A 24,006-nucleotide genomic window follows, 5' to 3' on the forward strand; every position below is an offset into this window, starting at 1 on the left:
AACGGGGTCCGCTCATGTCCGAGCTTCCCACGGCCGCCGAGCCGCCCACCACGCCCGAGGTAGCCCGCGTGCTCGCCGAGATCGAGACCGCCAAGCTGGGCTCCAGCGACGACGTCGCCGACTGCCTCACCGCCATCGGCGACCTGATCAGGAACACCGGCACCCCGAAGGTCCTCGACTGGGTGAAGGACTTCCTGATCCGCGAGGAGTTGAGGGTCTACGCCCTGCGGCACGACATCACCGTGCACGAATCCCGTGCCGTCGACGAGGACCTGCTCAACCGGACGGTCATCATCTGGTCGGCCGACGGCAAGGGCCTCGCGATCGTCCCCTCCGGACAGTCCGCGAAGACCACCCTCCTCCAGCTGCGCGAGGAGATCGCGCAGCGCGAAGAAGATCTGAAGCTCGCCGCTGACTTCCAGGCCTCCGTGGCGGCCGGGCATGTCGAAGACGTCGAGTTCTGGCACGCACGCGTCACCCAGGCGGGTCAGTGACGGCGACCAGCGCACGGGCCCGGGACACCCCGGGCCGAGCGCCTGTCCGTCCGCAGATCGAGGGCCTGCTGGTCATCGACGCGAAGAACATCCGCGCTCACTACGAGTGCTACCGCCCCGGGTGCCCCAAGCCGCGCGAAGTACCGATCCAGCCCTCTGCCATCAGGGCGTTCATCGGCCGGATCAGGGCCCGGCACCTGAGCCAGTACCACGGGGAGAACCGTTGACCGACTCACAGACCCCGGACCTCCGGGCGGCTGCCCGCGAGCTGCACGACGCTGGCCTGTGCGTCCTGCCCATCAAGGCCGACGGCAGCAAGGCGCCGGCCGTTCGCTGGACCCCGTACAAGGTCGCCCGGAGCACCCCTGCCGAACACGACGGCTGGTTCGGCGGGGACCGCACCGGCGGCATCGCCGTCGTCTACGGCTCGGTCTCCGGCGCCGTAGAGATGATCGAGTTCGAGGGCCTCGCCATCCGTGAGGGCCTGCTGGACGACGTGACCGAGATCATGCAGGCGTCCGGCCTTGGCGAGCCCTGGCAGGCGATCCTCGACGGGTGGGCCACCGAGTCACCGTCCGGCGGCCGGCACTACCGCGTCCGGCTTGACGGCGCGGCCGTGCCCCCGAACCGAAAGCTGGCCAACCGCCCGGCACGGGAGGACGAGTACACCCCGGAGGAGCGGCAGCGACTCGCAGAGAAGCCGGGATCCAAGGTGGTCCGGGTCCTGATCGAGACGCGCGGCGAGGGCGGGTACGGGCTGGTCGAGCCGTCCGGCGGCCTGGTCCACGCGACCCGTCGGCCGTACGTCCGCAAAGCCGGTGGGCCGGGCAACATCCCGATGCTGGACGCGGACACGATGGACGCGATCCGAGACGTCTGCCGCATGGTCGACCAGATGCCCGTGCCGGAGGCGCCGAAGACGGCCCCGAAGCCTGCGCCCCCGCTTCCGGACGGAGGCCTCCGGCCGGGCGAGGACTTCGAGGCTCGCGCCGACTGGGCGGAGATCCTGCGCGGCATCTTCCGGCCAATCGTCACCCGGGGCAGCACCACTTACTGGGGGTGGGCCGACGGTGCCCGTGGCGTCAAGGCCACGACCGGCCGCGACCCCGAGCACGACCGGCTGTGGGTGTTCACCACCAGCTCGGAGTTCACCGCCGACGTGCCGTACAGCAAGTTCGGGGCCTACGCCACGCTCAACCACGGCGGGAACTACAAGGCTGCCGCCGCCGCGCTCCGGCGCGAGGGGTACGGCTCGCCGCCGTCCCGCCGCCGCCTGGCCGCCGTACCTGCGCAGGGCGAGCACTTCAGTGACGGATCTGCGGCTCTGGATCCGGAGCACGTCCCCGCAGCCCAAGGAGAGTTCGAGGGAGGCCCGCAGCTGCGGGCCGTCCCCGCCCGACCCGAGTTGGACATCACCAACGAGGCCGACGGCATCGACGGCGTCCTGGCCCTCATGGGCTCCGGTCGGCTTCCCGACCTGTACAAACGGCCTGGCGGTCCGTGCTGGGTGTACCGGGACGACAACGACGACCCCGTGGTGCAGCAGCTCGGCACGGACAACCTCCGCGCCTATCTGGCGGACCACGTCACGAGTTTCGTCGTGAAGCGCAACCCGGTGACCGAGCAGTTGGAAGAGCAGCGCGAGCTGCTCATGCCCAAGAGCTGCTCCACCATCCTCGGTCGGAAGGACTGGCCGCTGCCACACCTGCGCGGCGTCGTGACCTCTCCCGTGATCCGGCCCGACGGCACCCTGCTGGAGGCTCCAGGCTACGACCGGGCAACCGGCCTCTACCTGGAGCCCCGGGTGCCGCTGCGGCGACTCCAGCCGCAGGTCACCCGCGAGAGCCTGGACCGCGCAAAGGAAATCGTCCTGGGCCAAGTCCTGGCGGACTTCCCCTGGGTGGCTGCCAGCGACCGGGCCGCCTTCCTGGGCGCGCTGCTCACGCCGATCGTCCGACCCTTCTTCCACGGTCCGACGCAGATGGTTGGCATCACCGCGACGGCCGCCGGCAGCGGCAAGACCCTGCTGAAGGACATCTGCAAGTACTGCTACGGCACCGCTGACACGGCGTGGCCCGAGAACGACACCGAACTCAGGAAGTCGATCACCACCCAGCTATACGGCACCGGGTCACCCGTCGTCGTCTTCGACAACCTGCCGAACGGCTACGTCCTGAAGACGCCGATCCTGTCCGCTCTCCTCACTGGCGAGCACTGGGGCGACCGCATCCTGGGGGCCACCGGCAAGGTGACCATGCGGAACGACCGTCTGTGGGTGGTCACCGGCAACGCCCTGCGCACCGGCGGCGACAACCGCCGCCGCGTCCTCTGGGTGCGGCTTGACCCTGACTGCCCCGACCCGGACCAGCGCGATGGTTTCCGGATCGGCGACCTCCGGCCGTGGCTCCGTGAGAACGCGTCCACTCTGGTCGCCGCGCTCGTCACCCTCGTCCGGGCCTGGCTGGCCGCCGGCGCCCCCACCACCCGGATTCGCAAGGGCGACTACAGCGAGTGGGCGTCCCTGATGGCCGGTCTGCTCGGATACCTCGGCGTCGAGGGCTGGATGGCGGACAGCGCCAACGCCCGGGACCAGGACGACGAGGACCAGGAGTGGACCAACTTCCTGGAGATGTGGCGGGAGACCTACGGCGCCGAACCGGTCCAGGCCGGTGCGGTCATCAAGGGCCTGCCCAACCACGTGCCCAGGAAGGGCGACGAACCGCCGAGCGCCAACCAGTTGGGCATGTGGCTGAAGGCGCGTGCCGGCCGCTACTACGGCACCCACAAGGTCGTCATGGTCGTGGACAGCCACAAGAAGCAGAACCTGTGGCGGGTCGACGTTCACGGCGACCGCGGCACCGGACGGCACGAGTCGTGACCGGCGCCAACCCTGCGGGGACTGCGGGGACCTGGCGGGGACCCGTGCGGGGACTCTTTCAGGTCCCAGCACAGCGGCCCACCTGCGCGAACGCGGGGATGCGGGGACCTGCGGGGACCCGCCACCTCCACTCATACAGCACGCGCGTCCCACATGCATCGCGCACCGCATGCGCCGCCTGCTGTCTCACGACAGTTCTGCGGCCCTCCGGCATCAGTGGATCTCTCAACTCCCCGCAGGTTCCCGCATCCCCGCAAAGGCCCTGATCAGCGCCACAGCGTGGCCTTGCGGGAGTCCCCGCAGGACTTCCGCAAGGCCCCCGCACTCCCCGCAAACACCCAGCACCCGAATCGAGGTGACCCCGTGTCCGAGACCTTCACCCCCCGGCCGTACCAGCGCGACGCCATCGAAGCGCTGCGCCAGGGATGGACCACCGGCAAGAACCGTCTCGCCGTCGTCCTCCCCACCGGCGCCGGCAAGACGATCGTTTTCTCCCACCTGGCCCATCAGATGCTCGACAGCCTCAACGGCCGCCGTGCGCTCGTGATCGCCCACCGCGAGGAGCTGATCGAGCAGGCCGCCGCGAAGCTGCTCGCTGTCGACCCAATGCTGCGTGTCGGCATCGTCAAGGCCGAGCGCGACAACCACCACGACGCCGACGTGATCGTGGCCAGCGTCCAGACCCTGGCGGTCCCGCGCCGTCGCGAGGCTATCCGGGACATCGGCCTGATCATCGTGGACGAGTGCCACCATGCCGCCGCCCGCACCTACATGGAGGTGCTCCAGCACTTCGGCGCCTGGGACGGCGTGCCGACGGCTGGCTTCACCGCGACCATGACCCGCACCGACGGCGGCCTGGCCGAGGTCTGGGAGGACGTCGTCTTCCGCCTCGACATCCTCGACATGATCAGCGACGGCTACCTGTGCGACGTCCGCGGCAAGCGCATCACGGTCGACACCCTGGACCTGGATAGGGTCCGCACCCGCGGAGGCGACCTGGTCGACGGCCAGCTCGGCAAGGCCCTCGAGGACTCCGGTGCCCTGGACGCAATCGCGAAGGCCTACGTCGACCACGCGGCCGACCGGCCGGGCGTCGTCTTCACCCCGACCGTGGCGACCGCCCAGGGCGCTGCTGCCGCCCTCCGAGCGGCCGGGATCACGGCTGCCCCGGTGTGGGGGGACATGGGCCGCGACGAGCGGCGCGCGACCCTCGCCCAGTACGTGGCCGGTGACGTGCAGGTGCTCACCAACTGCATGGTCCTCACCGAGGGGTTCGACGCCCCGCACACGAGTTGCGCCGTCATCGCCCGCCCCACCAAGTCCGCGGGCCTGTACGTACAGATGGCTGGCCGCGCCCTGCGCCCGTCACCGGGCAAGAGCGATGCCCTGCTCCTCGACGTCATGGGCGCCTCGACCCGTCACAAGCTCGCCTCCATGGTCGACCTGACCGCGCGTGAGGTCGGCAAGGCCGAGGAGGGCAAGAGCCTCCGGCAGGTCGCCGAAGAACACGTGGCCGCCGAGAAGCGGAAGGCGCTAGCCGCGCGGGTCGAGGCCGAAGAGATCAACCTCTTCGGATCGTCGGAGATCCGTTGGCTTCGGACCTCTCAGGGCATCTGGTTCATCCGGCTCACGTCCGACCAGGTGCTGTTCCTGGTCCGGGACGCCGGGACGCGGCTGTACCGGATGCGGCGCTGGACGAAGGCCCACGGCTCGCACGCGCCGAAGGAGGACACAGCCCGCCCGTTGCCGGAGGCCCTGGCGTGGCTGGAGCAGCAGGCCAAGGCCCAGGCGCCCGGCGCGCTCGTCGCTCGGCAGGCGCGTTGGCGGTCGGGGGCGCCCAGCCCGAAGGCGCTGGGGTTGTGCCGGCGGCTCGGCATCAAGGTGCCGAGCGGCAGCACGGCGGGGGATGTCGCCGACCTGATCGACCGGGACCGTGTCGACCGCGTTCTCGGCTCCCTGATCCTTCCCGCCGCCTGACGGTCCGGGCCTGTCGCTATCAGGCCCGGACCTCCACCCATCACACCACGGAGGAAGCCCAGATGAACTACAAGACCCCGGCCCTCGTCGCCGCTCTCCACGCCTACGAGGCTGCCATCAAGGCCGAATGCATCGGCGGCGGAACCCCCGAGCAGACCGCCGCCGCCCGTCAGGCCGCCTTCGACCTCGGCGCCACCTGGAACGCTCTGCACTGCGCCGCGGGCGGCTTCATCCCCGAGCGCGTCACCCTGGCTGACTACCCCCACCCCGCAGGCACGATCATGCGCGGCTCGTTCGGCTCGCTGGCTGTCGTCGTCGAGCGTGACGGCTTTGTGTTCCTCGCCTGCTGCGCGGAGCACGAGACGCAGGGCAACGCCTCCGGCTACTTCGTGCAGGCCAGCCACGGCAGGATCTGCGACCGATCGGAGCCCGCCGGAATCGCCGATTACGACTGCCCGCACGTCCCCGGCCAGCTCTTCAGCTGACATGCCGACCATCACGTCCATGACGGCCTGGCGCAGCCGGGCAGCGTGCGCCGGCCAAGACACCGAGCTGTGGTTCCCCGACTACCCGATCGGCGCCCCGGCCATGAAGATCTGCGGCCGTTGCTCGGTGCGCGCCGAGTGCCTCTACGAGTGCCTCGCAGACGAGGTGCCCTCCAGGCGGTACGGCATCCGCGGCGGCCTCACCACCGGCGAGCGCCAAGCACTCCCTGAACTCCCCGAACGGCCTGCCGACGCCATCGCCGTACTCCGCGAGCTGCTCCACACCACAACCGAAGACCAGACACCAGCCGAAAGGACCGGACCCACCATGACCACGGACACCGAGCTTGTTGCGCAGGCCAAGACGGCAGATCTCCCCGTTGGCCAGCTCCTCAAGTGGGGCGACGAGCACCCCGACAAGGACGTCCAGGACCAGGCCGCGCGCGCCCGCATCGCCCTCCACGGCCTCCGCCAGAGGCACGCCGCCGACCAGGAACTGACCGCCATCACCACCGAGGCCGCCCAGCTGGAGAAGCGACTCGCCGAACTCCGCGCCCGCGAAGCCGAGCTCGCGCCGGCCAAGCCGAAGCGGAAGGCGCCCGCGCGGGACTACGACACCCCAACCGTCCGCGCCTGGGCCGATGAGCAGGGCGTGGAGTGCCCGCGGGTCGGCCAGATCCCGAAGCGCGTTCTCGACGCCTGGCGGGCCTCGCTGCCGCAGGCCGGCGGTGTGCAGTGAGCGGGCGCTGCGACTGCCGGTACTGCGCGAGCCCGGCCGCCGAGGTAGCCGCGGAGTCGCAGGAGCCGATCGAGCTACCTGCCGTCCCGACTCCGATCCGGGTCCACAAGGCGGGCCTGCGCCCTCAGGACTGCACCCTGCACCCCGACGGCACGCTCACGGCGGTCTTCAACGGCCACGTGCACCGGAACCTCATGAGCTTCGCGGACATGCGTGAGCGGAACTGGCGACACGCGCGCCTCGAGTTCAACCCCGGCCCACTGCCCGAAGAGCCCGAGCCGACCCCGGCCGCGGAGGCCGTGCAGCAGACCATCCCCCTCTGACCGCACGTACGGCCGCCCCGCAGTCGAAGTGCGGGGCGGCTACCCACCCATCACACCACGGAGGAGATATGCCCGAGACCCGCCTCACCTGCCTCAGCCCCAAGGACGCCGCCGCCGTCGTTGAGGAAGGCACCCGGCCCGGCGACACCGTCCACACCGTCCGCCAGGACGGCGCCACCGTCGTCATCGGCTACTTCGACAAGCGCTGGCCCCTCGACGTCGCCGACTGGGCCGCCGAGAACGGGCACGCCTCCGACTCGGCCGCCGCCCGCGTAATCGCGGCGCTGTGATGGCCACCCGCCCGCGCTGCGCCAGCGGCCACTTCCTCCCCACCACCGCCCAGCCCGGCGAACCCTGCCACTGCGTACTCACCCGCCGCCCGCGCCACCGCCGGGCCCGGGTACGCGACCACCACGACCTGTGGGGCCAAGGCCGCCACATCGCCCACCGCACCATGACCACCATCCGCCTCGCCGGGAGCTACCTGTGACCCTCATCGACCGCGCCCTGCGCTGGCTCTACCTCCTCGCCGGCGCCCTCACCACCTACTGCGCCACCATCAGCGCCCGCGCCGGAGCCCCCTGGTACACCGCCGCCTTCCTCGCCGTCACCGCCCTCCTCATCACCGCCGACGTACGCGACTACGTCAACGCCGACCAGCTCCGTGCCGCAGCCGTGCGAGCCGAACGCGTCGCCCGGCTGAAGGCCCGGGAGGACGAACAACGGATGCGTGAGGACGCCGACGCGCTCGCAGCCCGCCATACTCCGCTCACCTCTGCTGAGGTCCTCGGCACTGACTCCCCGGCCGCCGAAGCCGAGCAGCTCATCCGCTGGGGGCGCCGCGAGTCCCTCCTCGTCCTCGTCACCCGCATCCAGCGCGGCCGCACCCTCACCGACGACGAGGCCCGCACCCTGCGCCAGCACGTTGAGACGGAGATGCGCGAGGCCGAGACCGCGCGCGCCATCGCAGCCGGAAACCTGAAGCACGTGCGGATCCTCATCCCCGAGCTTGAGCAGGCGCAGGCCGCTATCGGGCGCGCCGAGGACCTCGCTGCCCGGTGGGGCCGCGCCCTCGCCCCGGACAAGTCGTACGCCCGCGCTCTACGCCGCGCCCTCGGCGGCTCCGAGCAGCCCACCACCCAGAAGGACAGCGCGTGAACGCCTGCACCCTGTGCGAGGACCAGGCCGGTGAGGCGTACCTGTGCGAGCGCGACAGCCACGCGCTCGCCGGGCGCCTCGCCGACCTGCCCGTCCTGTACGCCGAGGTAGCCGAATGCCTGGTCCCGCGCCAGCGCGGATGGGGAGACATCGTCGCGACCAAGAGCGCGGCCGGCCCCCGCTCCCCAATCGACGAGGACGTCATCGACACCGTCAACTCGGTCCAGGCCGGAGAGGTCCTGCGGCTGTGGCGGGTCGACGTCCAGCGCGTCCGCTGGCCCCAGCACACCCCGCCCGCCCCGGCCGGGCTCGCCGCGGACTGCCGGTGGCTCGGCATGGAACTCGACTGGATCGCCGCCGAGTACCCGGCGGCTGGCGACCTCGCTCGCGAGATCCGCGACCTCGAGCGGCAGGCCCGCACCATCGTCGGCGACCCTCCGCCCCGCCCGCAGAGACTCGGCCTGTGCGTCGCCGTCACCGACGACCAGGGCACCGTGTGCGGCGCCGTCCTCACCCGGCTGCCCGGCGGCCCGGTGCGATGCCGGTGGTGTCGTACGGAGTACCGGACCGGGACAGACCTGCTGCTGCTGAAGCACTACCAGCCGCGCGAGACGGCTTAGTCCTCACTGCTGCTGTCTCGCCGAGGCGTTGGCCCAGAGACGTACCGGTGCAGGGCCGACACGATCACCTCGGTGATCGTGCGGCCCTCCGCCTGCGCCTTCGCCTTCGCGGCGTCCCACAGGCCGTCCGGGACCCGAACGTTCCGCGATGGTGTCTTGCCGGTGGCTGGCCTGCCCATGGCACCTCCCGTGTAGGTACAGAAATCTACGCCCACCACCACGGATCACCTTGACAGGGTTCACGCAGCGAGAGTTAATGTAGGTACACAAAGTCGCTGTGAACAGCAGCGACGGAGGGGTAGAAGCATGTCCGACATCACGTGGCACCGCCCGGAGTACCAGGGGAATGAGGCCCAGCTCGTCAGCCTCGCCGGGGTGGCAACGCTCGCCGGAGTCACCCGCGCCGCCGTCTCCAACTGGCGCCGCAGGCACGACTTCCCCAAGCCGGTCATGACCGCCGGCCGCACCGTCTGGGTCGTCCGCGCCGAGGCGCTGGCCTGGCTGGCCAGCCGCCCGACGCACAGCGCGCCGGACCAGGCGGCCGTGGTCGCCGCCCTGGAGGCTCGCGAGGCCCGGCAGGCCGCCGCGCTCGCCGCCACCCGCAAGAAGCTGCGCCAACTGCGGCAGCCCTAACGAAGACAGCCCCCCGTCGGCGCTACGAACACCGAGCGAGGGGCCTGACCGCCAACCTTGATCAGAGCAAGGAGACGGCTAATGGCCGATCTTTCCCCGCGCCCCGGCGCTCACGCAAATCACCCCGCCCGCCGCCTCATCGCGGCTGGCTTCATCCGCCGGGCCACCGGCCGCGTCCTCACCCTCGACGCCACCGGAACCCGCGTCACCGGCAGCATTCGCCCCACCGCCGCCGCGCCCACCTGCTGCGGCCGGCCCATGCGCGACAAGGACGGACAGTACGTCTGCCCGCGCTGCGGCGCCTGGACCCAGTACGCCACCCGCGCCGCGCGCGTCGCCGAGCTCCACCGCCAGGCCGCCGCCGACTACGCCAGCAGCGCCGACCGCCGCGCCCAGGACCACCGCGACGACGCGTTCCTCATCGCCCAGGCCTCCGTCGCCGCCGGGGTGGTGGCAAGCCGATGAACCAGCACGAGTGGACCAGCGACGACAACGAGCGCGCTATCCCCAACCTGCCCGCCCCCCGCCGGCCCGAGTCGTACAACCCGCTGTACGACCCGAAGAAGGACGCACACCCCTTCGTCCCCACGCTCCAGTGGGCCATCGACCGAGCCCGCGAGGTCTCGGCCGAGAAGGCCCCGGCGAACATCCACGACAAGGACGCGATGATCGGCGCCGCCTACGGCCTCCACTACGTCCTGATCGACCTGCTCGCCGCGCTCGACGCCGAGCGGGGTGACGCGTGAAGCACGACCTCCTCCTGTGGGCCGCGCTCGCCGCGGTCCTCGTCGTCCTCGCCTCCGCCGAGTACCAGCTCGCCGTCGCGTGCGGCTTCGGCCAGTACGTCGCCGCCGGCGTCCCTGCCGCCCTCGACGTGTACGCGCTCGCCGCACTGCGGGCCCGCCGCGACGTCCTCGCCGTCGTCACCGTGCTGATCGCGGTCAACGCGGCCTCGCACCTGGTCGAGGTCGGCCTGCTGCCCGTCTCCGTACCCCTCGTCGTCGCCGTCTCCGCGGTCGCCCCGCTCGTCCTGTGGCGCGTCCACCGGCTCAGCGAGCAGCAGACGGAACCGCACCCGGAACCGAGTTCCGCCCTGCCGGAACCGGCACCGGAACCCGCGGAACCGATCACCCTGGAGCGCGCCCCCGAACCGGTCGACGTGGTCCCGGTCGGGCCCGTCCTCGGCCCGTGGACGCCCGTGGCGGAACTCGCGGGCGGAACCGGCGGAACCGAGGGCGGAACCGGCCCTGACCTGCTCGGCGATCACTTCGCGGCCGTCCGCAAAGCGATCGGCGAGGCCCCGGCGGAACTCACGCCGGAACCGAGTTCCGCCCCGGTTCCGCCCACCGGAACCGGCGCCGAAGACCTGGTCTCCGAAGACACCGCGAACACCACCTTCGGCAAGCGCGTCGACACCGTCCGGACATGGCTCGACGCGGAACCGGAACTCACCGGAACCGAGATCGGAACCCGCCTCGCCGTCTCCGACGGCTACGGCCGGCGCCTCCTCCGCGCAGCCCGGGACACCACGTGATCGCCGTGTTCTGCGCCGGATCGGCCCTGCTCGCCCTCCTCGGGCTGTGCGCTGTCGCGCTCCACGACGTCCCCCGCATCACCGGGACCGTCGCCTTCATCCTCACCCTCGCCGCGCTCGGCGTGGCCGTCCTCCGCTAGGACCGCTCGTGAACTACGTGACCTTCGGCGGTGTCACCGTCGGCCTCATCCTGCTCGGCTACGAACTCGTCTCCTGGTGGCCCGGCCGCAAGGCCCTGATGAAGGACCCCGTCAAGCACGCCTCCCGCCTCCTCCCGTACCTCGCGTCCTGGTCATACGGCTGCCTCACCACCCTCGGCGTCGGCGGCGCCGTCGGCTTCGTCTCCGGGACCGTCCTCGGCCTGTCCAACTGGCTCGGCGACGTCGCCCTCGTCTGGGGCGTCGGCGGCCAGGGCGGCCAGTCCTCCGCCCGCACCACGTTCCTCCCGCTGTCTGGCCCCGGGCTCGGCGTCGTCCTGATCTGCACGGCCTGCTTCATCGCGGCCGTGAAGAAGGCGGGCGAGGAGCAGGCCGGCGTACTCAAGCGGGGCGCCTGGTGCGGCATCACGCTCGGCACCTCGTCGGGCGTCGCCGGGTTCGCCGCCGTACCGCTCGCCACCGCCGCGACGTGGGTCGGCGACCGCGTGTACGGGGCGTTCTGATGGCCGCCCCGAAGCAGGCCGCCGAGCCCGAGGAGGAGCCGAGCCGGGCGGCCGGCGGGTGCGTCCTGGTCTTCCTCGCCGGAGTCGTCGTCGCCGTCCTCTTCGCCATCGACGAGGCGGTCGGCATCCTCGGCATGGTGGCCGCCGGGTGGGTGGCGCTGTGGCGCTCCGCCCGCCGCCGCATGTCCGATTCGTCCGCCCCTCCCCCACCGCAGGAGGAGCGCCCCTCCTGCCGCGAATGCGCAGGTCACGAACTCGTCAGCGTGACCCCTCTCGAAGGCCAGAAGGGGATGTTGATCTACACCAGCGCCCCGCCCGGCCAGTCGAACTACACCCACGTGCACGTCGAGCGCACCGCCGGCGAGTAGCACGCACAGACCCCGGGGCGACCGTCCTTCCGCCAAGACGAGCGGCCGCCCCGGTCCCATCCCAACCAGGAGACAGGACCACCATCATGGCACTCGGATTCCCCAAACCGATCAAGAAGGACGACGCCCGGCTCAAGGGGCACGAGACCGTCTACCAGCCGTCGCGCGGCGGCTGGCTCAAGCCCACCACGAAGCCCGTCCCCGGCACCCCGAAGCCGAAGGGCGCCTGACGGTCCAGACATGCCCCACCGCATCTCACGCGGTGGGGCTCTGTCGCATCATGGGGCACATGGAGTCGCAGATCCTTCGCCCCGGCTACCTGACCGCCCACCAGACCGCCCGCACCCTCGGCATCACCCTCGACGGTGTCCGCCAGCTCGTCCACCGCGGCAAGCTCACCCGCGCCGGCGGCAGCCCACGACAGCCCTGGTACGCCGTCGACGACGTCACCGCCTACGCCGCGAACAGGGACGCCGTCAAGGTCGCTTGACCGCAGGTCAGACGACTGTCACGATCTCCGTGTACAGCCATGCCCGCACACGGGCCCCACAGACACACGACGAAGCCCCTCGGTGACCTGAACCCGAGGGGCTTTGTCGTGCAAGCAGCGGCGGCGCGGAAGACGGGTAGCACCGTCCGCGAGCAGGAAGGGCGCCTGCCCGCGCCGCCGCCTCACCACCACGCCGAGGAGGTGCACATGCCGCTACCGCCCGGCCTGTCCACGGTCACCGTCACCGGCACCTACCTCCACCCCGGAGGCACCGCCTTCAAGGGCACCCTCACCTTCCAGCCCGAACCCACGATCCTCACCTCCGCCACCCACGGCACCCTGCTCCTCGGCCCCGTCACCGCCACCCTCGACGACAACGGCGCCTTCACCGCCACCCTGCTCGCCACCGACGACCCCGACGTCACCCCCGCCGGCTGGACTTACCGCGTCACCGAACGCTGGCACGACGCCTCAGGCCGCACCTACCCGATCTCCCTGCCCGCTGCCGCCCCCACCGTCAACATCGCCGACATCGCCCCCACCGCCCCCTCAGTCGGCGAGTACGTCATCGTCACCGGACCCAAGGGCGACACCGGGCCCCAAGGCGCGACCGGGCCGACCGGCGCCACGGGGGCTACCGGAGCGACGGGGGCCACAGGGGCCACCGGACCGACAGGCCCGACCGGACCGCAGGGCGATACCGGCCCCCAGGGACCACAGCCCCCGCTCGGCGCGGCCGGCGCCGGTCCCACCGTGGCGCTGAAGTCGGACGACCCGACCACCACGAACGCCAGGACGCCCACCCCGCACGCCGGAACGCACGCGAGCGCTGGCACCGACCCGATCAGCCCTGCCTCGATCGGCGCCTACAGCGCAGCCAACGGCGACACCCTGAACGGGTACGTCACCGACCTCCAGAACCGGGTAGGCGGGACCTTCGGCCTGGAGAACCGAGCCACCGCCCTGGAAGCCGGACGGCTCCAGAAGTCGCTCAACCTCTCCGACCTCGCCGACCAGGCCACCGCGCGGGCGACCCTCCTCGCTGGCTACGGAAACGTCTGGGGGCCACCCGACCACGGCCTGACCGCCTGGTCCTTCGACCCCGCCTCATGCGGCGCATCCGGAACCACGCTCAGCGCCGGCTTCATCTACCTCGTCGAGCTGATCCTGAGACAGGCCGCCACCCTCACGAAAGTCCACGCCGTACTAGGGGCCGCTGGATCCGGCCTCACCTCCGGTCAGTGCCTCGCCGGGTACTACGACACCGCAGGCAACCGCGTCGGCCTCACCGCCGACCAGTCCACCGTGTGGAACTCCGCCGGGAACAAGGCCATGTCGTTGCTCTCGTCCTACGCGGCCCCGGCCGGGAAGCTGTACGCCGCGTTCCTCTTCAACGGCACCACATCGCCGACCTTCGCCTGCGGCTCCACCCTCGGCGCCACGTTCACCCCAGGCAACGCGAACCTGAGCGCGGGCAGCTACCGCTTCTGCCGCTCCGCCTCAGGGCAGACCTCACTGCCCAGCTCGGTCACCCTCAGCGGGTACACGGCGGACGCGAACAACCTGTGGGCCGGAGCCAGCTGACGGACATCAGTCCCGTGGCGTCCGCCACGGCCGGCCTTCACCACCAGGTCGCACCGTCACATCCGGTGCTCGGCCCGACCTGCGCGCCCTCGTCGTACCCGCCACAGCGCCCACCATCAGGCAGGCCGCCGGGATCAGCAGCACCAGCCAGCCCTCGATGACGGCCAGGAAGACCAGCACCAGCCCCGCCGCGAACACACCGAGTGCCCAGTCCGAACGTCCCTCACCAGCCACGGCAACCCCCTCCGTCGTAGGCCGACACCGTAGTGGAGGCGCCATGCCCAAGTCCCAGCGTTGGCGCGTCTGCTCGACACCCGGCTGCCCGGAGTACACCCAGCACGGCAAGTGCGACCAGCACCGCCGCCAGGCCGAGCAGCAGCGAGGCAGCGCACGCCAGCGCGGCTACGACGCCGAGCACGAAGAGAAGTTCCGCAAGCCCGTCCTCCGACGCGACCCGACGTGCGTGTGCGACATCGAGGCACACGGACACGGCAGCCCGTGCGGCCAGCCCTCCCGGCATGCCGACCACTACCCCCAGGACCGCCGGGCCCTGGTCCAGGCAGGCCTCGACCCCAACGACCCGCAGCACGGGCGCGGACTGTGCGGCCCGTGCCACAGCAAGAGCACGGCACACGAGCAGCCCGGAGGCTGGAACCGATGACCGACACCACGCGCGCCGTAGTCCTCAAGCCCGGCGACGCACTGCTCATCGGCAACGTCAACGGGCTGGAGGAAGACGCACTCGAAGCGCTGAACGACGGCCTGGTGCAACTCCGCTTCGCCCTCGGCCTCAGCTCAGTAGCAGTCTTCGAGGGCAACATCGAGGCGGCTGCGCTTGCACCCGTCACACCGATGTCGGACGCCGTGGTGGTCAGAGTCTTCGACCGCGACGCGGTGAAGCAGCACAGGGAGACGCTCGCCAAGTGGCTGACCACGAACGGCATCGACCCAGCCGCGGTCGCCGACCAGTGGCTGAGCATCGAGCAGACGGACGCCGGCCGCCTGATCCGCTACCCGGCCTACCGTCTGAGCGAGGAGGGCCAGCGCCTGGTCGACCCGCGCGACCCGGGCCGCGCCTGGACCGTCGAGCGGGTGTCACCGCTGGTCATCGACCTGGACCTCACCGAAGGCCAGATGGTCACGCAGGGTGACTGAATTTCATGATCACCCCGGGGGGTGACCCAAGATCAAGATCTTTTGGGGGACCGCCGGGGAGGGAGCTGTCTGTCTGTACGGGTCTGGGAGGCCCCCAGCGAGCACCCGAGCACCACGCACCGTAACCACGTCCGGCCGCAACGGCCGGGCAACCGACGACGTGCCGCAACGGCACCGTGGGGGTGATCGGCATGTCCGGAATGGGACCTGCCCCGAAGCCGAACGCCCGGCGGCGCAACGCCACCGTGGCCATGACCGAACTGCCCGCCGCCGGCCGTGAAGGCGCACCGCCGCCGTGGCCGCTGCTGCCCGACGTCCTGCTGAAGACCCAGCGGGACACGGCTCAGCGACGGGCCGATGACCTGGAACTGTCCCTGAAGGAACCGACCCTCAGGGGCCGCGCCCGGACGGCGGCTCAGCGCAAGGCTGACGCCGCCCTCCAGGAAGCCGCCGTCCTCACCGCGCAGCTCGACGCCCAGGAGCGCGTCGAGGCGGAGCTGTGGTCTGCCCTGTGGGCACTGCCCCAGGCTGTGGAATGGGACCGGGCGGGCTGGACCCGGGAGGTCGCCCAGTACGTCCGGTGGAAGGCCCGTGCCGAGCAGGGCGACCTGGACGCGGCGAAGGAAGCCCGTCAGCTGGGTGACCGGCTGGGACTGACGCCACTGGCGCTGCTGCGGCTGCGCTGGAGGGTGTCCACCGACGAGGACGAGCGCGCCGTGCGGCCCCGGCGGCGCCCGGCGACCAGCGGGCGCCGGCCGGACGACCCGCGGGCCGCTCTGCACGTGGTGGAGTAGGCCGTGGGCGTCCTGATGGTCCCTGCGCCGGACGACGAGCCGTGGCCGACGCTGGGACCGCAGGTCTGCGATCTGATCGAGGAACGGGCCGTGCACGGGCCGGGGGCCCTACGCGGCCGGCCCTACGTGCTGGACCCGGAAAAGCGGGCGCTGATCTACCGCTGGTACGAGGTCTATCCGCAGGGCCACCCGCGGGCCGGGAAGCGCCGTTTCAAGCGGGTCGGCCTGTCCGTGCGCAAGGGCACCGCGAAAACCGAGCTGGCGGCCGCAGTCGCGTTCGCCGAGCTCCACCCCGACGGGCCCGTCCGGTGCGACGGGTTCGACGCGGACGGCGAGCCGGTCGGTGTGCCGGTGTCGGACCCGTACATCCCGATGGTGGCGTACACCGAGGAGCAGACCGAGGAACTGGCCTACGGGGCGCTGTACGTGATGGTGACCGAGGGTCCGGACACCGACCTGTTCGACCCAGGCCTGGACCGCATCATGCGGTGGGACGGCCGGGGCCGGGCGGTCGCGCTGGCGTCCTCGCCGGACAGCCGCGACGGCGCGCGCACCACCTTCCAGCACTTCGACGAGACCCACCGCTTCACCCTGCCGCGGCACCGCGACGCGCACGGAACGATGCTGGCGAACATCCCGAAGATCATGCTGTTCGACCCGTGGAGCCTGGAGACCACGACCACCTACACACCCGGCGAGGACAGCGTCGCGCAGGGAACGCACGAGTTCGCCGAGCTGGTCGCGGCGGGCAAGTCGAAGGACCGGACGCTGTTCTTCTTCCACCGCGAGGCCGCCCCGCGGCCGGACGAGGACCTCTCGAACGACGAGCAGATCCGGGCCGCCGTCCGCGAGGCGTCGGGACCGTCCATCGCGGCCTGGCCGGACTTCGAGGGCCAGGTCGACGCGATCGTGTCCCTGTACAACGCGCCCGACACGGACCGGTCCTACTGGGAGCGTGTCTGGCTCAACCGGCGGGTGCAGGCAGGCCGACAGGCGTTCTCCGTCGACCGCTGGAAGGAACTGGCCCGCCCCGACCAGCCGCTTCCGGCCAAGGGCGAGAAAATCACGGTCGGGTTCGACGGCGCACAGTTCCGGGACGCCACCGCCCTGGTCGCCACCCACCTCGCCACCGGCTTCCAGTGGCCGCTGGGCATCTGGGAGTGCCCACCCGGCGCCAACGATCCCGGCGGGCCTGGCTGGAAGTGCCCCGAGGACGAGGTCGACGCCGTGCTGAAGGAGGCGTTCGGCACGTGGGACGTGGTTCGCCTGTACGCCGACCCTCCGTACTGGGAGGGAATGATCAGCATCTGGAAGGGCCGGTGGGGCGAGAAGCGGGTCACGGAGTGGTGGACGAACCGACTCAAGGCGATGGCGTACTCGCTGAAGGCCTACAAGGGCGCCATGCAGTCCGGCACCCTCACCCACTCCGGAGACCCAGTCCTGGCCAAGCACGTGGGCAACGCCCGCAAGAAGGTGCTGAAGATGCTCGACGAGCAGGGACAGCCGCTGTGGGTGATCGAGAAGGAGCGGCATCAGTCGCCGCTGTCCATGGACGGCGCGATGGCCGGCTGCCTGTCGTGGGAGGCCTACCTGGACGCCATCGCCGCGGGCCTGAACAAGCCGAAGAAGAAGGCCGCCATGGTCGTGATGTGAGAGGAGGCGGCCGGTGGACCTGAACAACCTGACCGAGGAGGAGTGGGCGACTTTCCTCTCGCGCCAGCACGACACCGAACTCGGCGTTCTGAAGGAGCTGAACGCCTACTACGAGGGCGAACAGCCCCTGTCGTACATGCACCCGGAGCTGCTGAAGGAGATCGGCGAGCAGATCCGGCAGGTGGTCATCAACTGGCCGCAGCTGGTGGTCGACGCCGTCGAGGAGCGCCTGGACGTCGAGGGTTTCCGCTACCCGGACTCTGACTCGGCGGACGACGAGCTGTGGCGGATCTGGCAGGCCAACGGCATGGACGAAAAAAGCCAGCAGGCTCACGTAGACGCCATCGCCATGAAGCGCTCGTTCCTGGTCGTCGGAACGAACGCGAAGGACGGCAGCACTCCGCTGGTGACGGCCGAGTCCCCGTTGCAGATGTATGCCGACTTCGACCCGGCGACCCGTGAGATCCGGGCAGCGCTGAAGCGGTACAACGAGATCGACCCGCTCACCGCGGCGGTCCGCGACCGGTACGCCACCCTGTACCGGCCCGACTCCACCGTGCACTTCAAGTCGGCCGGCCCCGGAACGTGGACGGTCATCGACCGCGACGACCACAAGGTGGGCGAGCCGCTGGTGGCGGTGCTCCCGAACCGCGGCCGCCTGCTCGTTCCGGGCGGCCAGACGGAGATGAAGCCGGTGCTTCCTCTCTCGGACGCGGCCTGCAAGACGGCCACCGACCTGATGGTGGGTGCCGAGTTCCATGCCCTGCCGCGCCGGGCCGCGTTCGGCTTCGACGAGGAGGACTTCGTCGACGTCAACGGCAAGCAGCTGTCGGTGTGGTCGAGGCTGGCGGGCCGGATCTGGTCGACGTCGAAGACCCGCAAGGAGGACGGCGCCGACGTCATCCAGTTCCCGGCCGCTGACCTGCGGAACTTCACCGACACGATCGAGGCCCTGGCCCGGATCGTGGCCGCGCTGGCTGCGCTGCCGCCCAACTACCTGGGCCTGGCCGCCGACGACGCGGCTTCGGCGGACGCGATCCGCTCGCGCGAAGCCCGGCTGATCAAGCGGTGCGAGCGCAAGCAGAAGCCGTTCGGCGGCGGGTACGAGCGGATGAACCGGCTCGTCATGCGGATCCTCGACGGGAGCTGGGACCCGCGACTCCAGCGTCTGGAGACGCTGTGGCGGGACCCGGCGACGCCCACCTTCGCGCAGAAGGCGGACGCCACGGTGAAACTGGTGCAGGCCGACATCATCCCGGTACCCCAGGCCCGGGAGGACCTCGGATACACGGCCGGGCAGCGCGCCCGGATGGCGGAGATGGACCAGACCGCCTACCAGCGCGCGGTGGGCGACGACTTCTCCGCCGGGTACGGGCCCAAGCCGCCGGCCGAGCCTGCGGTCCCGCCGGCGCCGTCCGACCCTGCGCCGGCGGGATAGGCCATGGTCGACGCGATGGTCCGCGCGATCGCGCTGGAGCAGTACCGGCAGCAGCAGATCCTCGTGCGCCGCGCGGTGAACCGCGTGCAGGCGGTGTGGCGGCAGATCAACCGGCGGGACATCAGCGGCTCATGGGAGCAGCTGGCGCCGCTGCTGGTGGCCGCAGTGGCCGAAGCACAGACGGAGGCCGCCAGGCTCGCCGATCCGTATGTGGACGCCGTCGTGGCGGCCGAGGACGCCGACCCGGCCGCCGCCGGGCGGGTCGTACCGTCCGCGTTCGCGGGGATCGCCTCGGACGGGCGCCCGCTTCTCTCGCTGCTCTACCAGCCGGTCATCGACTGGAAGGTGCGGATGCTGGCCGGCCAGTCCATGGACGACGCGTTCCGCGGCTCGCTGGCGAGCGCGCTGCGGATCACGGCCACCCAGGTTGCCGACGCCGGGCGGGGCGCCACCGGGGCCGCAATGGCCGGGCGGCGCACCATCCAGGGCTACGTGCGGGTGGTGCAGCCACCGGCGTGCTCGAGGTGCGTGCTCCTGGCGGGCAAGGAGTACGGCTGGAACAAGGGCTTCCAGCGCCACCCACGGTGCGACTGCATCCACCTGCCGACCACGCTGATCGCCCGCAACCAGCGTGGCCGGGTCGGGGCAGACGGCTTCACCCCGACCACCCGGCCGGGCTCCGGCTCGCCCGGGTTCATCGACCCGCGGGCCTACTTCAACAGCCTCTCCCGGGCCGAGCAGGACCGGGCGTTCGGCGAGGCCGGGGCTCGCGCGATCCGCGAGGGCGCCGACATGGCCCAGGTCGTCAACGCCCGCCGCGGCATGACGACCATGTCCGCCTACGGCCGCCAGGTCCTGGCCACCCGCGAGGGCACGACCCGCCGCGGCGCGTTCTACCGGCTGGAGCGGGCCCGCACCGAGCAGCGCACCGGCACCCGCTTCGCCCGGGACCGCATCGACGCCCGGCGAGGCCTGCCGCGGTTCGAGCTGCGCACCCCGCGGCTGATGCCCGAAGAGATCTACCGGCTCGCCGAGAGCCGGGACGAGGCGCTGGCCATGCTGCGGCGCTTCGGCTACCTGACCTGACCCCGGCGCAACGCCGGTGGTCCCAACCTCCTGCAACGGGAGAGCACATGAGCACAGCTCCAGAGCCCATCACCCCTGCGCCTGCGGGCAATCCGCAGCCGCCGGGGACCCCACCGCCCGCAGCCCCTCCGGCACCGCCCGCGCCGCCGACGCCCGCAGCGCCCCCCGCCCCGGCCCCGCCGCCGGCGGGCGGCACGGACGATCCGCCGCTCGGCCCGGAGGGAGAAAAGGCACTCGCCGAGTGGAAGAAGCGGGCCAAGGACGCCGAGGCCCTCAGCCGGACCCAGGCGTCGGAGCTTCAGACCTTCCGCGACCGGGACAAGACCGAGGCGGAGAAGCAGGCGGACGCACTGAAGGCGGCCACCGAGCGGGCCGACAAGGCCACCCAGCTCGCGGTGTCCTCGAAGGTCGAGGCGCTCGCCGCAGGCCGCTTCGCGGACCCCCTGGACGCCGTGGAGGCGCTCCGGTCCGGCTCGTTCCTCACGGAGGCCGGGGCGGTCGACGCGGACGCCATCACGGCGGCCCTGGACGACCTGCTGACCCGCAAGCCGCACTGGGCGGCCACTGCACCGGGCCCGAGCACACCGCGCCCGGACCCCTCGCAGGGGCCGCGCCCGGGCGGCACCGCCGGCGGCATCGATGACCAGATCGCCGCAGCGAAGGCCAAGGGCGACTGGCGCACCGTGCTGTCCCTGGAGAACAGCAAGCTCGCCAACGCCAAGAACTGATCACCCTGGGCAGGCCGTATGCCGTGCCCCGCACCTAAGGAGCCCCCATGGCTGGGAGCATCACCGCCCTGGGCACGACGTACAACCTGCCCAACTACACCGGCGTCCTCCACCAGCTCACCCCGGACGACACCCCGTTCTTCTCCGCGATCGGCGGTCTGACCGGCGGCGGCCAGACCAGCGCGAAGGAGTTCGAGTGGCAGACCTTCGACCTGCGCTCCGCAGGCCAGAACGTCGCCCTGGAGGGCCAGGACGCCCCCACCGACCAGGAGCGTGTCCGCGGGTCCGTGGACAACATCACGCAGATCCACCACGAGACCGTCGGTGTCTCGTACACCAAGCTCGCCGCGGTCGGCGCGCACTCCGGCCTGAACATCGAGGCCACCAACCCGGTCCGCAACGAGCTCGACTGGCAGGTCGAGCAGATGCTCAAGCAGATGGTCCGGGACGTCGAGTGGTCCTTCATCAACGGGCTCTACCAGAAGCCCTCCGACAACACCACGGCCCGCAAGACCCGGGGCCTGCTCCAGGCCATCGCCACCAACACGGCGAGCGCCGGCACCGCCCTCGGCTCCGCCGCGGGGGCCATCAGCACGGACGCCTTCACGCTGGCCGCCCATGGCCTGGTGGCCGGTGACCAGGTCACCCTGGACACCATCGTCACCCTGACCGGCGTCAGCGCGGACACCCCGTACTACGTCGTCAGCCCGACGACGAACACCTTCAAGCTGGCGGCCACGAAGGGCGGCGCCGCGATCGACCTCACGGGCGGCGACGGCACCGCGAACGTCACCAAGCTCGCCGCGGTCACCAAGGCCGCCATCGACGGCCTGCTCCAGACCGTCTTCGACAACGGCGGGATCATGGAGTCCGAGACCGCGACCCTGATCGTCGGCTCGACCTCCAAGCGGGGCGTCACCGACGCCTACGCCAACGCCTACGGCAAGTACCAGGAGACCTCCCGCACGGTCGGCGGGGTCAACCTCCAGACCATCCAAACCGACTTCGGCGTGCTGAACATCATGCTCGACCGGCACATGCCCAAGCACAAGATCGCCGTGTGCTCGCTGGAGGAGTGCATGCCGGTCTACCTGGAGACCCCCGGCAAGGGCCACTTCTTCGCCGAGCCGCTCGCCAAGACCGGCGCCAAGGAGCGCACCCAGCTCTACGGCGAGGTCGGCCTGAAGTACGGCAACGAGCGCAAGCACGGCCTGCTCACCGGCCTCGTCGCCAGCCTGTAACGAGGGGAGGCAGCGGTGGCACTGGCAACCCTGGCGGACCTGTCGAACCGGCTCGGCCGTGACCTGACGGCCGAGGAGGAGCGCCGGGCCACCGCGTGGCTGGACGACGCCACGGCGCTCATCCTGAAGCCGTTCCCGCAGTACGCCACCGCGCCCACGGCCATCTCCACCAAGGTCTGCTGCGCCATGGTGCTGCGGGTGCTAGGCAACCCGGACGGCAAGCGGCAGGAGTCCATCGACGACTACTCGTACACCGTCGACTCGTCCCGCTCGCGCGGCGAGGTGTACCTGTCTGACGACGAGCTGGAGGAACTCCGGCCGCCGAAGAAGTCCGCGTTCAGCATCGTTCCCGGCGCACCCAGCGAGGAGCCGTGAACGTCGACGGCGCCCTCGCCGCCGGCCGGGCCGCAGCCAAGGCCCGGATGCGGGACACGGTGCGCCTCTACAGCCAGGGCCCGGACACCTTCAACCGGGCCACCGGCACCACCACCCCCGGCGCCAAGACCACGCTGTATCAGGGCGTGGGCCGGGTACGGCCGTTGGCCCAGGCATCCGGCGAAGACGTCCAGGCAGCCGACCGTGAGGTCCGGCTGCTGGAGTACCAGGTGTCTCTGCCCTGGGACACGCCCCTGCCCGGCGGCACCCGCGTGCTGCCCGGGATGCGGGTGGAGGTCCTCGCCTCGCGGGACGCCCGCATGGTGGGCCTGGTGCTGTGGGTGACCGGCGGACAGTTCAGCGACCAGGCCACGGCCTGGCGCCTCACCACGGAGGACCGATCATGAGCGCGCGCTTCGACATGGGCGACGTCCGCCGCCTGGAGCGGCACCTGGCCCGCAGCATCCCCCGCATCCGGCGCGACGCCCGCAGCGTGGTGATGCGGGGCGCGGTGAACGTCAAGAAGGACTGGCGGGCCAACGCCAGGGCCACCGGCCGCAAGCACGCCGGCAGGCTCTACCCGCGCACCGTCGGCTTCGACATCGCCGGGTACGGCCCGGACATCTGGGCGGCCACGATCGGCCCGGACAAGGCCGGTGTCCAGGGCCCGCTGGGCGCGATCCTGGAGTACGGGTCGGTCAAGAACCCGCCCCACAACGACGGCGGCCGCGCCTTGGCCGCTGAGGCCCCCCGGTTCGCAGCCCAGATGGAGCTGCTGGCCGCGCGCGGACTGGCCTGGTGGTGAGCCCGTGAGCACACCTCCCGACGTCCTCCCGCACCTCGACGCGGTGCGGGCCGCGCTGGAGGCGGTCGACCTGACCGTCTACGTCGGCGGCGCCCCCACCAGCTCCGGGTGGACGCCACCGGACAAATTCGCCGTCCTGTACCCGGATGCGGGCATGGCCGTGAGGGCGTCGCTCGCCGACAACCGCGACGACTTCGACTCCACCATGCAGGTCACCTGTGTGGGGAGCGACGTCGAGCGGGCCCTGTGGGTCGCCGCCCGGGTCCGCCAGGCCCTCGCCGCGCCCCTGGTGGTCGAGGGCCGCAACTGCTGGCCGGCCGAGGACCTCGGCGGGCCCCCCGTCCAGCGGGACGACGACGTCACCCCGCCGGTCTACTTCGTGCCGGTCCAATACCGGATCTGCTCAACTCCCGCCTGACAGGAGAGTCCCTCATGGCGCTTCTCGCCCAGCAGGTCGTCGCACTGAGCGGCCTGACTCCGACGTACTCGGCCGCCGCCGCGTCCACCACGGTGACGTGCGGCGAGCGCAGCTTCCTGCACGTCAAGAACACCAACGGCTCCAGCATGACCGTCACGATCACCGCGACGGCCAAGGTCCGGGGCCAGGCCGCCGCCGACCTGGTGGTGACCGTCCCCGCGACGACCGGCGACAAGATGATCGGCCCCATCACCGCCGACCTGTTCGCCTCGCCCTCCGACGGCGTAAGCGCGTCGATCACGTACTCGTCGACGACCAGCGTCACCGTCGCCAGCCTCGTCATCTGACGCTCCCCCAGCCCCGCTCCGC

General features: G+C 71.4%; 35 protein-coding genes. 34 read left to right on the plus strand and 1 reads right to left on the minus strand.

The window, feature by feature from the left end; all coding sequences use genetic code 11:
• The first annotated feature begins 14 nt into the window (after positions 1 to 14).
• From ACFY30_RS22090 to ACFY30_RS22190, 21 genes are all read left to right on the plus strand, one after another.
• Positions 15 to 494, plus strand: a complete 480-nt coding sequence (locus ACFY30_RS22090) for a hypothetical protein (protein ID WP_390846879.1) — start codon at positions 15 to 17, stop codon at positions 492 to 494.
• Positions 491 to 721 carry a hypothetical protein gene (locus tag ACFY30_RS22095; RefSeq protein ID WP_390846880.1) on the plus strand — a complete coding sequence of 77 codons (231 nt, stop codon included), beginning with the start codon at positions 491 to 493 and terminating at the stop codon, positions 719 to 721. The genes ACFY30_RS22090 and ACFY30_RS22095 overlap by 4 nt, the downstream gene beginning before the upstream one ends.
• The gene (locus ACFY30_RS22100; RefSeq protein WP_390846881.1) at positions 718 to 3,372 is read left to right on the plus strand and encodes a bifunctional DNA primase/polymerase; all 2,655 of its coding nucleotides are present in this window, start codon (positions 718 to 720) and stop codon (positions 3,370 to 3,372) included. Before ACFY30_RS22095 ends, ACFY30_RS22100 begins: the two co-directional genes overlap by 4 nt.
• A 363-nt stretch (positions 3,373 to 3,735) precedes the next feature.
• The gene (locus tag ACFY30_RS22105; protein WP_390846882.1) at positions 3,736 to 5,349 is read left to right on the plus strand and encodes a DEAD/DEAH box helicase; all 1,614 of its coding nucleotides are present in this window, start codon (positions 3,736 to 3,738) and stop codon (positions 5,347 to 5,349) included.
• 62 nt (positions 5,350 to 5,411) lie between these two features.
• Positions 5,412 to 5,834, plus strand: coding sequence for a hypothetical protein (locus ACFY30_RS22110; protein ID WP_390846883.1), 423 nt, complete (start codon positions 5,412 to 5,414; stop codon positions 5,832 to 5,834).
• Position 5,835: 1 nt separating this feature from the next.
• The gene (locus ACFY30_RS22115; protein WP_390846884.1) at positions 5,836 to 6,573 is read left to right on the plus strand and encodes a WhiB family transcriptional regulator; all 738 of its coding nucleotides are present in this window, start codon (positions 5,836 to 5,838) and stop codon (positions 6,571 to 6,573) included.
• Positions 6,570 to 6,896, plus strand: coding sequence for a hypothetical protein (locus ACFY30_RS22120; RefSeq protein ID WP_390846885.1), 327 nt, complete (start codon positions 6,570 to 6,572; stop codon positions 6,894 to 6,896). Before ACFY30_RS22115 ends, ACFY30_RS22120 begins: the two co-directional genes overlap by 4 nt.
• A gap of 68 nt (positions 6,897 to 6,964) precedes the next feature.
• Positions 6,965 to 7,186 (plus strand): hypothetical protein, encoded by a 222-nt coding sequence (locus ACFY30_RS22125; protein WP_390846886.1) that lies wholly within the window; start codon positions 6,965 to 6,967, stop codon positions 7,184 to 7,186.
• Complete coding sequence (locus ACFY30_RS22130; protein ID WP_390846887.1) at positions 7,186 to 7,386, plus strand: hypothetical protein; 201 nt, start codon at positions 7,186 to 7,188, stop codon at positions 7,384 to 7,386. Before ACFY30_RS22125 ends, ACFY30_RS22130 begins: the two co-directional genes overlap by 1 nt.
• Positions 7,383 to 8,054: a hypothetical protein gene (locus ACFY30_RS22135; RefSeq protein WP_390846888.1), complete on the plus strand. Its 672-nt coding sequence runs from the start codon at positions 7,383 to 7,385 to the stop codon at positions 8,052 to 8,054. Before ACFY30_RS22130 ends, ACFY30_RS22135 begins: the two co-directional genes overlap by 4 nt.
• Positions 8,051 to 8,674: a hypothetical protein gene (locus ACFY30_RS22140; RefSeq protein WP_390846889.1), complete on the plus strand. Its 624-nt coding sequence runs from the start codon at positions 8,051 to 8,053 to the stop codon at positions 8,672 to 8,674. The genes ACFY30_RS22135 and ACFY30_RS22140 overlap by 4 nt, the downstream gene beginning before the upstream one ends.
• A gap of 306 nt (positions 8,675 to 8,980) precedes the next feature.
• Positions 8,981 to 9,307, plus strand: a complete 327-nt coding sequence (locus ACFY30_RS22145; protein ID WP_390846890.1) for a helix-turn-helix transcriptional regulator — start codon at positions 8,981 to 8,983, stop codon at positions 9,305 to 9,307.
• Between the two features lie 81 nt (positions 9,308 to 9,388).
• The gene (locus ACFY30_RS22150; RefSeq protein WP_390846891.1) at positions 9,389 to 9,772 is read left to right on the plus strand and encodes a hypothetical protein; all 384 of its coding nucleotides are present in this window, start codon (positions 9,389 to 9,391) and stop codon (positions 9,770 to 9,772) included.
• Positions 9,769 to 10,053 carry a hypothetical protein gene (locus tag ACFY30_RS22155; RefSeq protein WP_390846892.1) on the plus strand — a complete coding sequence of 95 codons (285 nt, stop codon included), beginning with the start codon at positions 9,769 to 9,771 and terminating at the stop codon, positions 10,051 to 10,053. The genes ACFY30_RS22150 and ACFY30_RS22155 overlap by 4 nt, the downstream gene beginning before the upstream one ends.
• A complete protein-coding gene (locus tag ACFY30_RS22160; RefSeq protein ID WP_390846893.1) occupies positions 10,050 to 10,841 on the plus strand; it encodes a hypothetical protein in 792 nt (263 codons plus the stop codon). Before ACFY30_RS22155 ends, ACFY30_RS22160 begins: the two co-directional genes overlap by 4 nt.
• Positions 10,838 to 10,981 (plus strand): hypothetical protein, encoded by a 144-nt coding sequence (locus tag ACFY30_RS22165; protein ID WP_390846894.1) that lies wholly within the window; start codon positions 10,838 to 10,840, stop codon positions 10,979 to 10,981. The genes ACFY30_RS22160 and ACFY30_RS22165 overlap by 4 nt, the downstream gene beginning before the upstream one ends.
• Before the next feature lie 8 nt (positions 10,982 to 10,989).
• Entirely contained in the window at positions 10,990 to 11,502 is a 513-nt protein-coding gene (locus tag ACFY30_RS22170; protein WP_390846895.1) for a hypothetical protein, read from the plus strand.
• Positions 11,502 to 11,870: a hypothetical protein gene (locus ACFY30_RS22175; RefSeq protein ID WP_390846896.1), complete on the plus strand. Its 369-nt coding sequence runs from the start codon at positions 11,502 to 11,504 to the stop codon at positions 11,868 to 11,870. Before ACFY30_RS22170 ends, ACFY30_RS22175 begins: the two co-directional genes overlap by 1 nt.
• An 86-nt stretch (positions 11,871 to 11,956) precedes the next feature.
• Positions 11,957 to 12,100, plus strand: a complete 144-nt coding sequence (locus ACFY30_RS22180; RefSeq protein ID WP_390846897.1) for a hypothetical protein — start codon at positions 11,957 to 11,959, stop codon at positions 12,098 to 12,100.
• Between the two features lie 59 nt (positions 12,101 to 12,159).
• On the plus strand, positions 12,160 to 12,360 hold the full coding sequence (locus ACFY30_RS22185; protein WP_390846898.1) for a hypothetical protein: 201 nt from the start codon (positions 12,160 to 12,162) through the stop codon (positions 12,358 to 12,360).
• Positions 12,361 to 12,567: 207 nt separating this feature from the next.
• Positions 12,568 to 13,944, plus strand: coding sequence for a hypothetical protein (locus ACFY30_RS22190; RefSeq protein WP_390846899.1), 1,377 nt, complete (start codon positions 12,568 to 12,570; stop codon positions 13,942 to 13,944).
• A gap of 6 nt (positions 13,945 to 13,950) precedes the next feature.
• Here the strand turns inward: ACFY30_RS22190 and ACFY30_RS22195 are convergent, their stop codons facing one another.
• A complete protein-coding gene (locus tag ACFY30_RS22195) occupies positions 13,951 to 14,178 on the minus strand; it encodes a hypothetical protein (protein WP_390846900.1) in 228 nt (75 codons plus the stop codon).
• Between the two features lie 43 nt (positions 14,179 to 14,221).
• Between ACFY30_RS22195 and ACFY30_RS22200 the strand changes: the two genes are divergently transcribed.
• From ACFY30_RS22200 to ACFY30_RS22260, 13 genes are all read left to right on the plus strand, one after another.
• The gene (locus ACFY30_RS22200; protein WP_390846901.1) at positions 14,222 to 14,605 is read left to right on the plus strand and encodes a holin; all 384 of its coding nucleotides are present in this window, start codon (positions 14,222 to 14,224) and stop codon (positions 14,603 to 14,605) included.
• Positions 14,602 to 15,099: a hypothetical protein gene (locus tag ACFY30_RS22205; protein WP_390846902.1), complete on the plus strand. Its 498-nt coding sequence runs from the start codon at positions 14,602 to 14,604 to the stop codon at positions 15,097 to 15,099. Before ACFY30_RS22200 ends, ACFY30_RS22205 begins: the two co-directional genes overlap by 4 nt.
• Positions 15,100 to 15,290: 191 nt before the next feature.
• On the plus strand, positions 15,291 to 15,893 hold the full coding sequence (locus ACFY30_RS22210) for a hypothetical protein (RefSeq protein WP_390846903.1): 603 nt from the start codon (positions 15,291 to 15,293) through the stop codon (positions 15,891 to 15,893).
• A 3-nt stretch (positions 15,894 to 15,896) separates the two neighbouring features.
• Positions 15,897 to 17,546, plus strand: coding sequence for a terminase (locus ACFY30_RS22215; RefSeq protein WP_390846904.1), 1,650 nt, complete (start codon positions 15,897 to 15,899; stop codon positions 17,544 to 17,546).
• A gap of 13 nt (positions 17,547 to 17,559) precedes the next feature.
• Positions 17,560 to 18,984, plus strand: a complete 1,425-nt coding sequence (locus ACFY30_RS22220) for a phage portal protein (RefSeq protein WP_390846905.1) — start codon at positions 17,560 to 17,562, stop codon at positions 18,982 to 18,984.
• 3 nt (positions 18,985 to 18,987) lie between these two features.
• Positions 18,988 to 20,070 carry a hypothetical protein gene (locus ACFY30_RS22225; protein ID WP_390846906.1) on the plus strand — a complete coding sequence of 361 codons (1,083 nt, stop codon included), beginning with the start codon at positions 18,988 to 18,990 and terminating at the stop codon, positions 20,068 to 20,070.
• A 47-nt stretch (positions 20,071 to 20,117) separates the two neighbouring features.
• Positions 20,118 to 20,798, plus strand: coding sequence for a hypothetical protein (locus ACFY30_RS22230; RefSeq protein ID WP_390846907.1), 681 nt, complete (start codon positions 20,118 to 20,120; stop codon positions 20,796 to 20,798).
• 47 nt (positions 20,799 to 20,845) lie between these two features.
• Entirely contained in the window at positions 20,846 to 22,039 is a 1,194-nt protein-coding gene (locus ACFY30_RS22235; protein WP_390846908.1) for a DUF5309 family protein, read from the plus strand.
• A 15-nt stretch (positions 22,040 to 22,054) separates the two neighbouring features.
• On the plus strand, positions 22,055 to 22,414 hold the full coding sequence (locus ACFY30_RS22240; protein WP_390846909.1) for a hypothetical protein: 360 nt from the start codon (positions 22,055 to 22,057) through the stop codon (positions 22,412 to 22,414).
• On the plus strand, positions 22,411 to 22,821 hold the full coding sequence (locus tag ACFY30_RS22245) for a DUF6093 family protein (protein WP_390846911.1): 411 nt from the start codon (positions 22,411 to 22,413) through the stop codon (positions 22,819 to 22,821). The genes ACFY30_RS22240 and ACFY30_RS22245 overlap by 4 nt, the downstream gene beginning before the upstream one ends.
• Positions 22,818 to 23,219 (plus strand): hypothetical protein, encoded by a 402-nt coding sequence (locus ACFY30_RS22250; protein ID WP_390846912.1) that lies wholly within the window; start codon positions 22,818 to 22,820, stop codon positions 23,217 to 23,219. Before ACFY30_RS22245 ends, ACFY30_RS22250 begins: the two co-directional genes overlap by 4 nt.
• A gap of 4 nt (positions 23,220 to 23,223) precedes the next feature.
• Positions 23,224 to 23,637, plus strand: coding sequence for a hypothetical protein (locus ACFY30_RS22255; RefSeq protein WP_390846913.1), 414 nt, complete (start codon positions 23,224 to 23,226; stop codon positions 23,635 to 23,637).
• Between the two features lie 14 nt (positions 23,638 to 23,651).
• The gene (locus ACFY30_RS22260) at positions 23,652 to 23,984 is read left to right on the plus strand and encodes a hypothetical protein (protein WP_390846914.1); all 333 of its coding nucleotides are present in this window, start codon (positions 23,652 to 23,654) and stop codon (positions 23,982 to 23,984) included.
• The last annotated feature ends 22 nt before the right edge of the window (positions 23,985 to 24,006 follow it).

Source organism: Streptomyces sp. NPDC000345 (assembly GCF_042898825.1).
Lineage (GTDB): Bacteria > Actinomycetota > Actinomycetes > Streptomycetales > Streptomycetaceae > Streptomyces.

Coding starts and splice junctions, on each gene's coding strand:
- ACFY30_RS22200 (WP_390846901.1), top strand. CDS start 14,222: ATGCCCAAGTCCCAGCGTTGGCGCGTCTGCTCGACACCCGGCTGCCCG.
- ACFY30_RS22155 (WP_390846892.1), top strand. CDS start 9,769: ATGAACCAGCACGAGTGGACCAGCGACGACAACGAGCGCGCTATCCCC.
- ACFY30_RS22150 (WP_390846891.1), top strand. CDS start 9,389: ATGGCCGATCTTTCCCCGCGCCCCGGCGCTCACGCAAATCACCCCGCC.
- ACFY30_RS22115 (WP_390846884.1), top strand. CDS start 5,836: ATGCCGACCATCACGTCCATGACGGCCTGGCGCAGCCGGGCAGCGTGC.
- ACFY30_RS22175 (WP_390846896.1), top strand. CDS start 11,502: ATGGCCGCCCCGAAGCAGGCCGCCGAGCCCGAGGAGGAGCCGAGCCGG.
- ACFY30_RS22180 (WP_390846897.1), top strand. CDS start 11,957: ATGGCACTCGGATTCCCCAAACCGATCAAGAAGGACGACGCCCGGCTC.
- ACFY30_RS22110 (WP_390846883.1), top strand. CDS start 5,412: ATGAACTACAAGACCCCGGCCCTCGTCGCCGCTCTCCACGCCTACGAG.
- ACFY30_RS22225 (WP_390846906.1), top strand. CDS start 18,988: ATGGTCGACGCGATGGTCCGCGCGATCGCGCTGGAGCAGTACCGGCAG.
- ACFY30_RS22125 (WP_390846886.1), top strand. CDS start 6,965: ATGCCCGAGACCCGCCTCACCTGCCTCAGCCCCAAGGACGCCGCCGCC.
- ACFY30_RS22090 (WP_390846879.1), top strand. CDS start 15: ATGTCCGAGCTTCCCACGGCCGCCGAGCCGCCCACCACGCCCGAGGTA.
- ACFY30_RS22235 (WP_390846908.1), top strand. CDS start 20,846: ATGGCTGGGAGCATCACCGCCCTGGGCACGACGTACAACCTGCCCAAC.
- ACFY30_RS22145 (WP_390846890.1), top strand. CDS start 8,981: ATGTCCGACATCACGTGGCACCGCCCGGAGTACCAGGGGAATGAGGCC.
- ACFY30_RS22230 (WP_390846907.1), top strand. CDS start 20,118: ATGAGCACAGCTCCAGAGCCCATCACCCCTGCGCCTGCGGGCAATCCG.
- ACFY30_RS22210 (WP_390846903.1), top strand. CDS start 15,291: ATGTCCGGAATGGGACCTGCCCCGAAGCCGAACGCCCGGCGGCGCAAC.
- ACFY30_RS22130 (WP_390846887.1), top strand. CDS start 7,186: ATGGCCACCCGCCCGCGCTGCGCCAGCGGCCACTTCCTCCCCACCACC.
- ACFY30_RS22185 (WP_390846898.1), top strand. CDS start 12,160: ATGGAGTCGCAGATCCTTCGCCCCGGCTACCTGACCGCCCACCAGACC.
- ACFY30_RS22205 (WP_390846902.1), top strand. CDS start 14,602: ATGACCGACACCACGCGCGCCGTAGTCCTCAAGCCCGGCGACGCACTG.
- ACFY30_RS22260 (WP_390846914.1), top strand. CDS start 23,652: ATGGCGCTTCTCGCCCAGCAGGTCGTCGCACTGAGCGGCCTGACTCCG.
- ACFY30_RS22190 (WP_390846899.1), top strand. CDS start 12,568: ATGCCGCTACCGCCCGGCCTGTCCACGGTCACCGTCACCGGCACCTAC.
- ACFY30_RS22250 (WP_390846912.1), top strand. CDS start 22,818: ATGAGCGCGCGCTTCGACATGGGCGACGTCCGCCGCCTGGAGCGGCAC.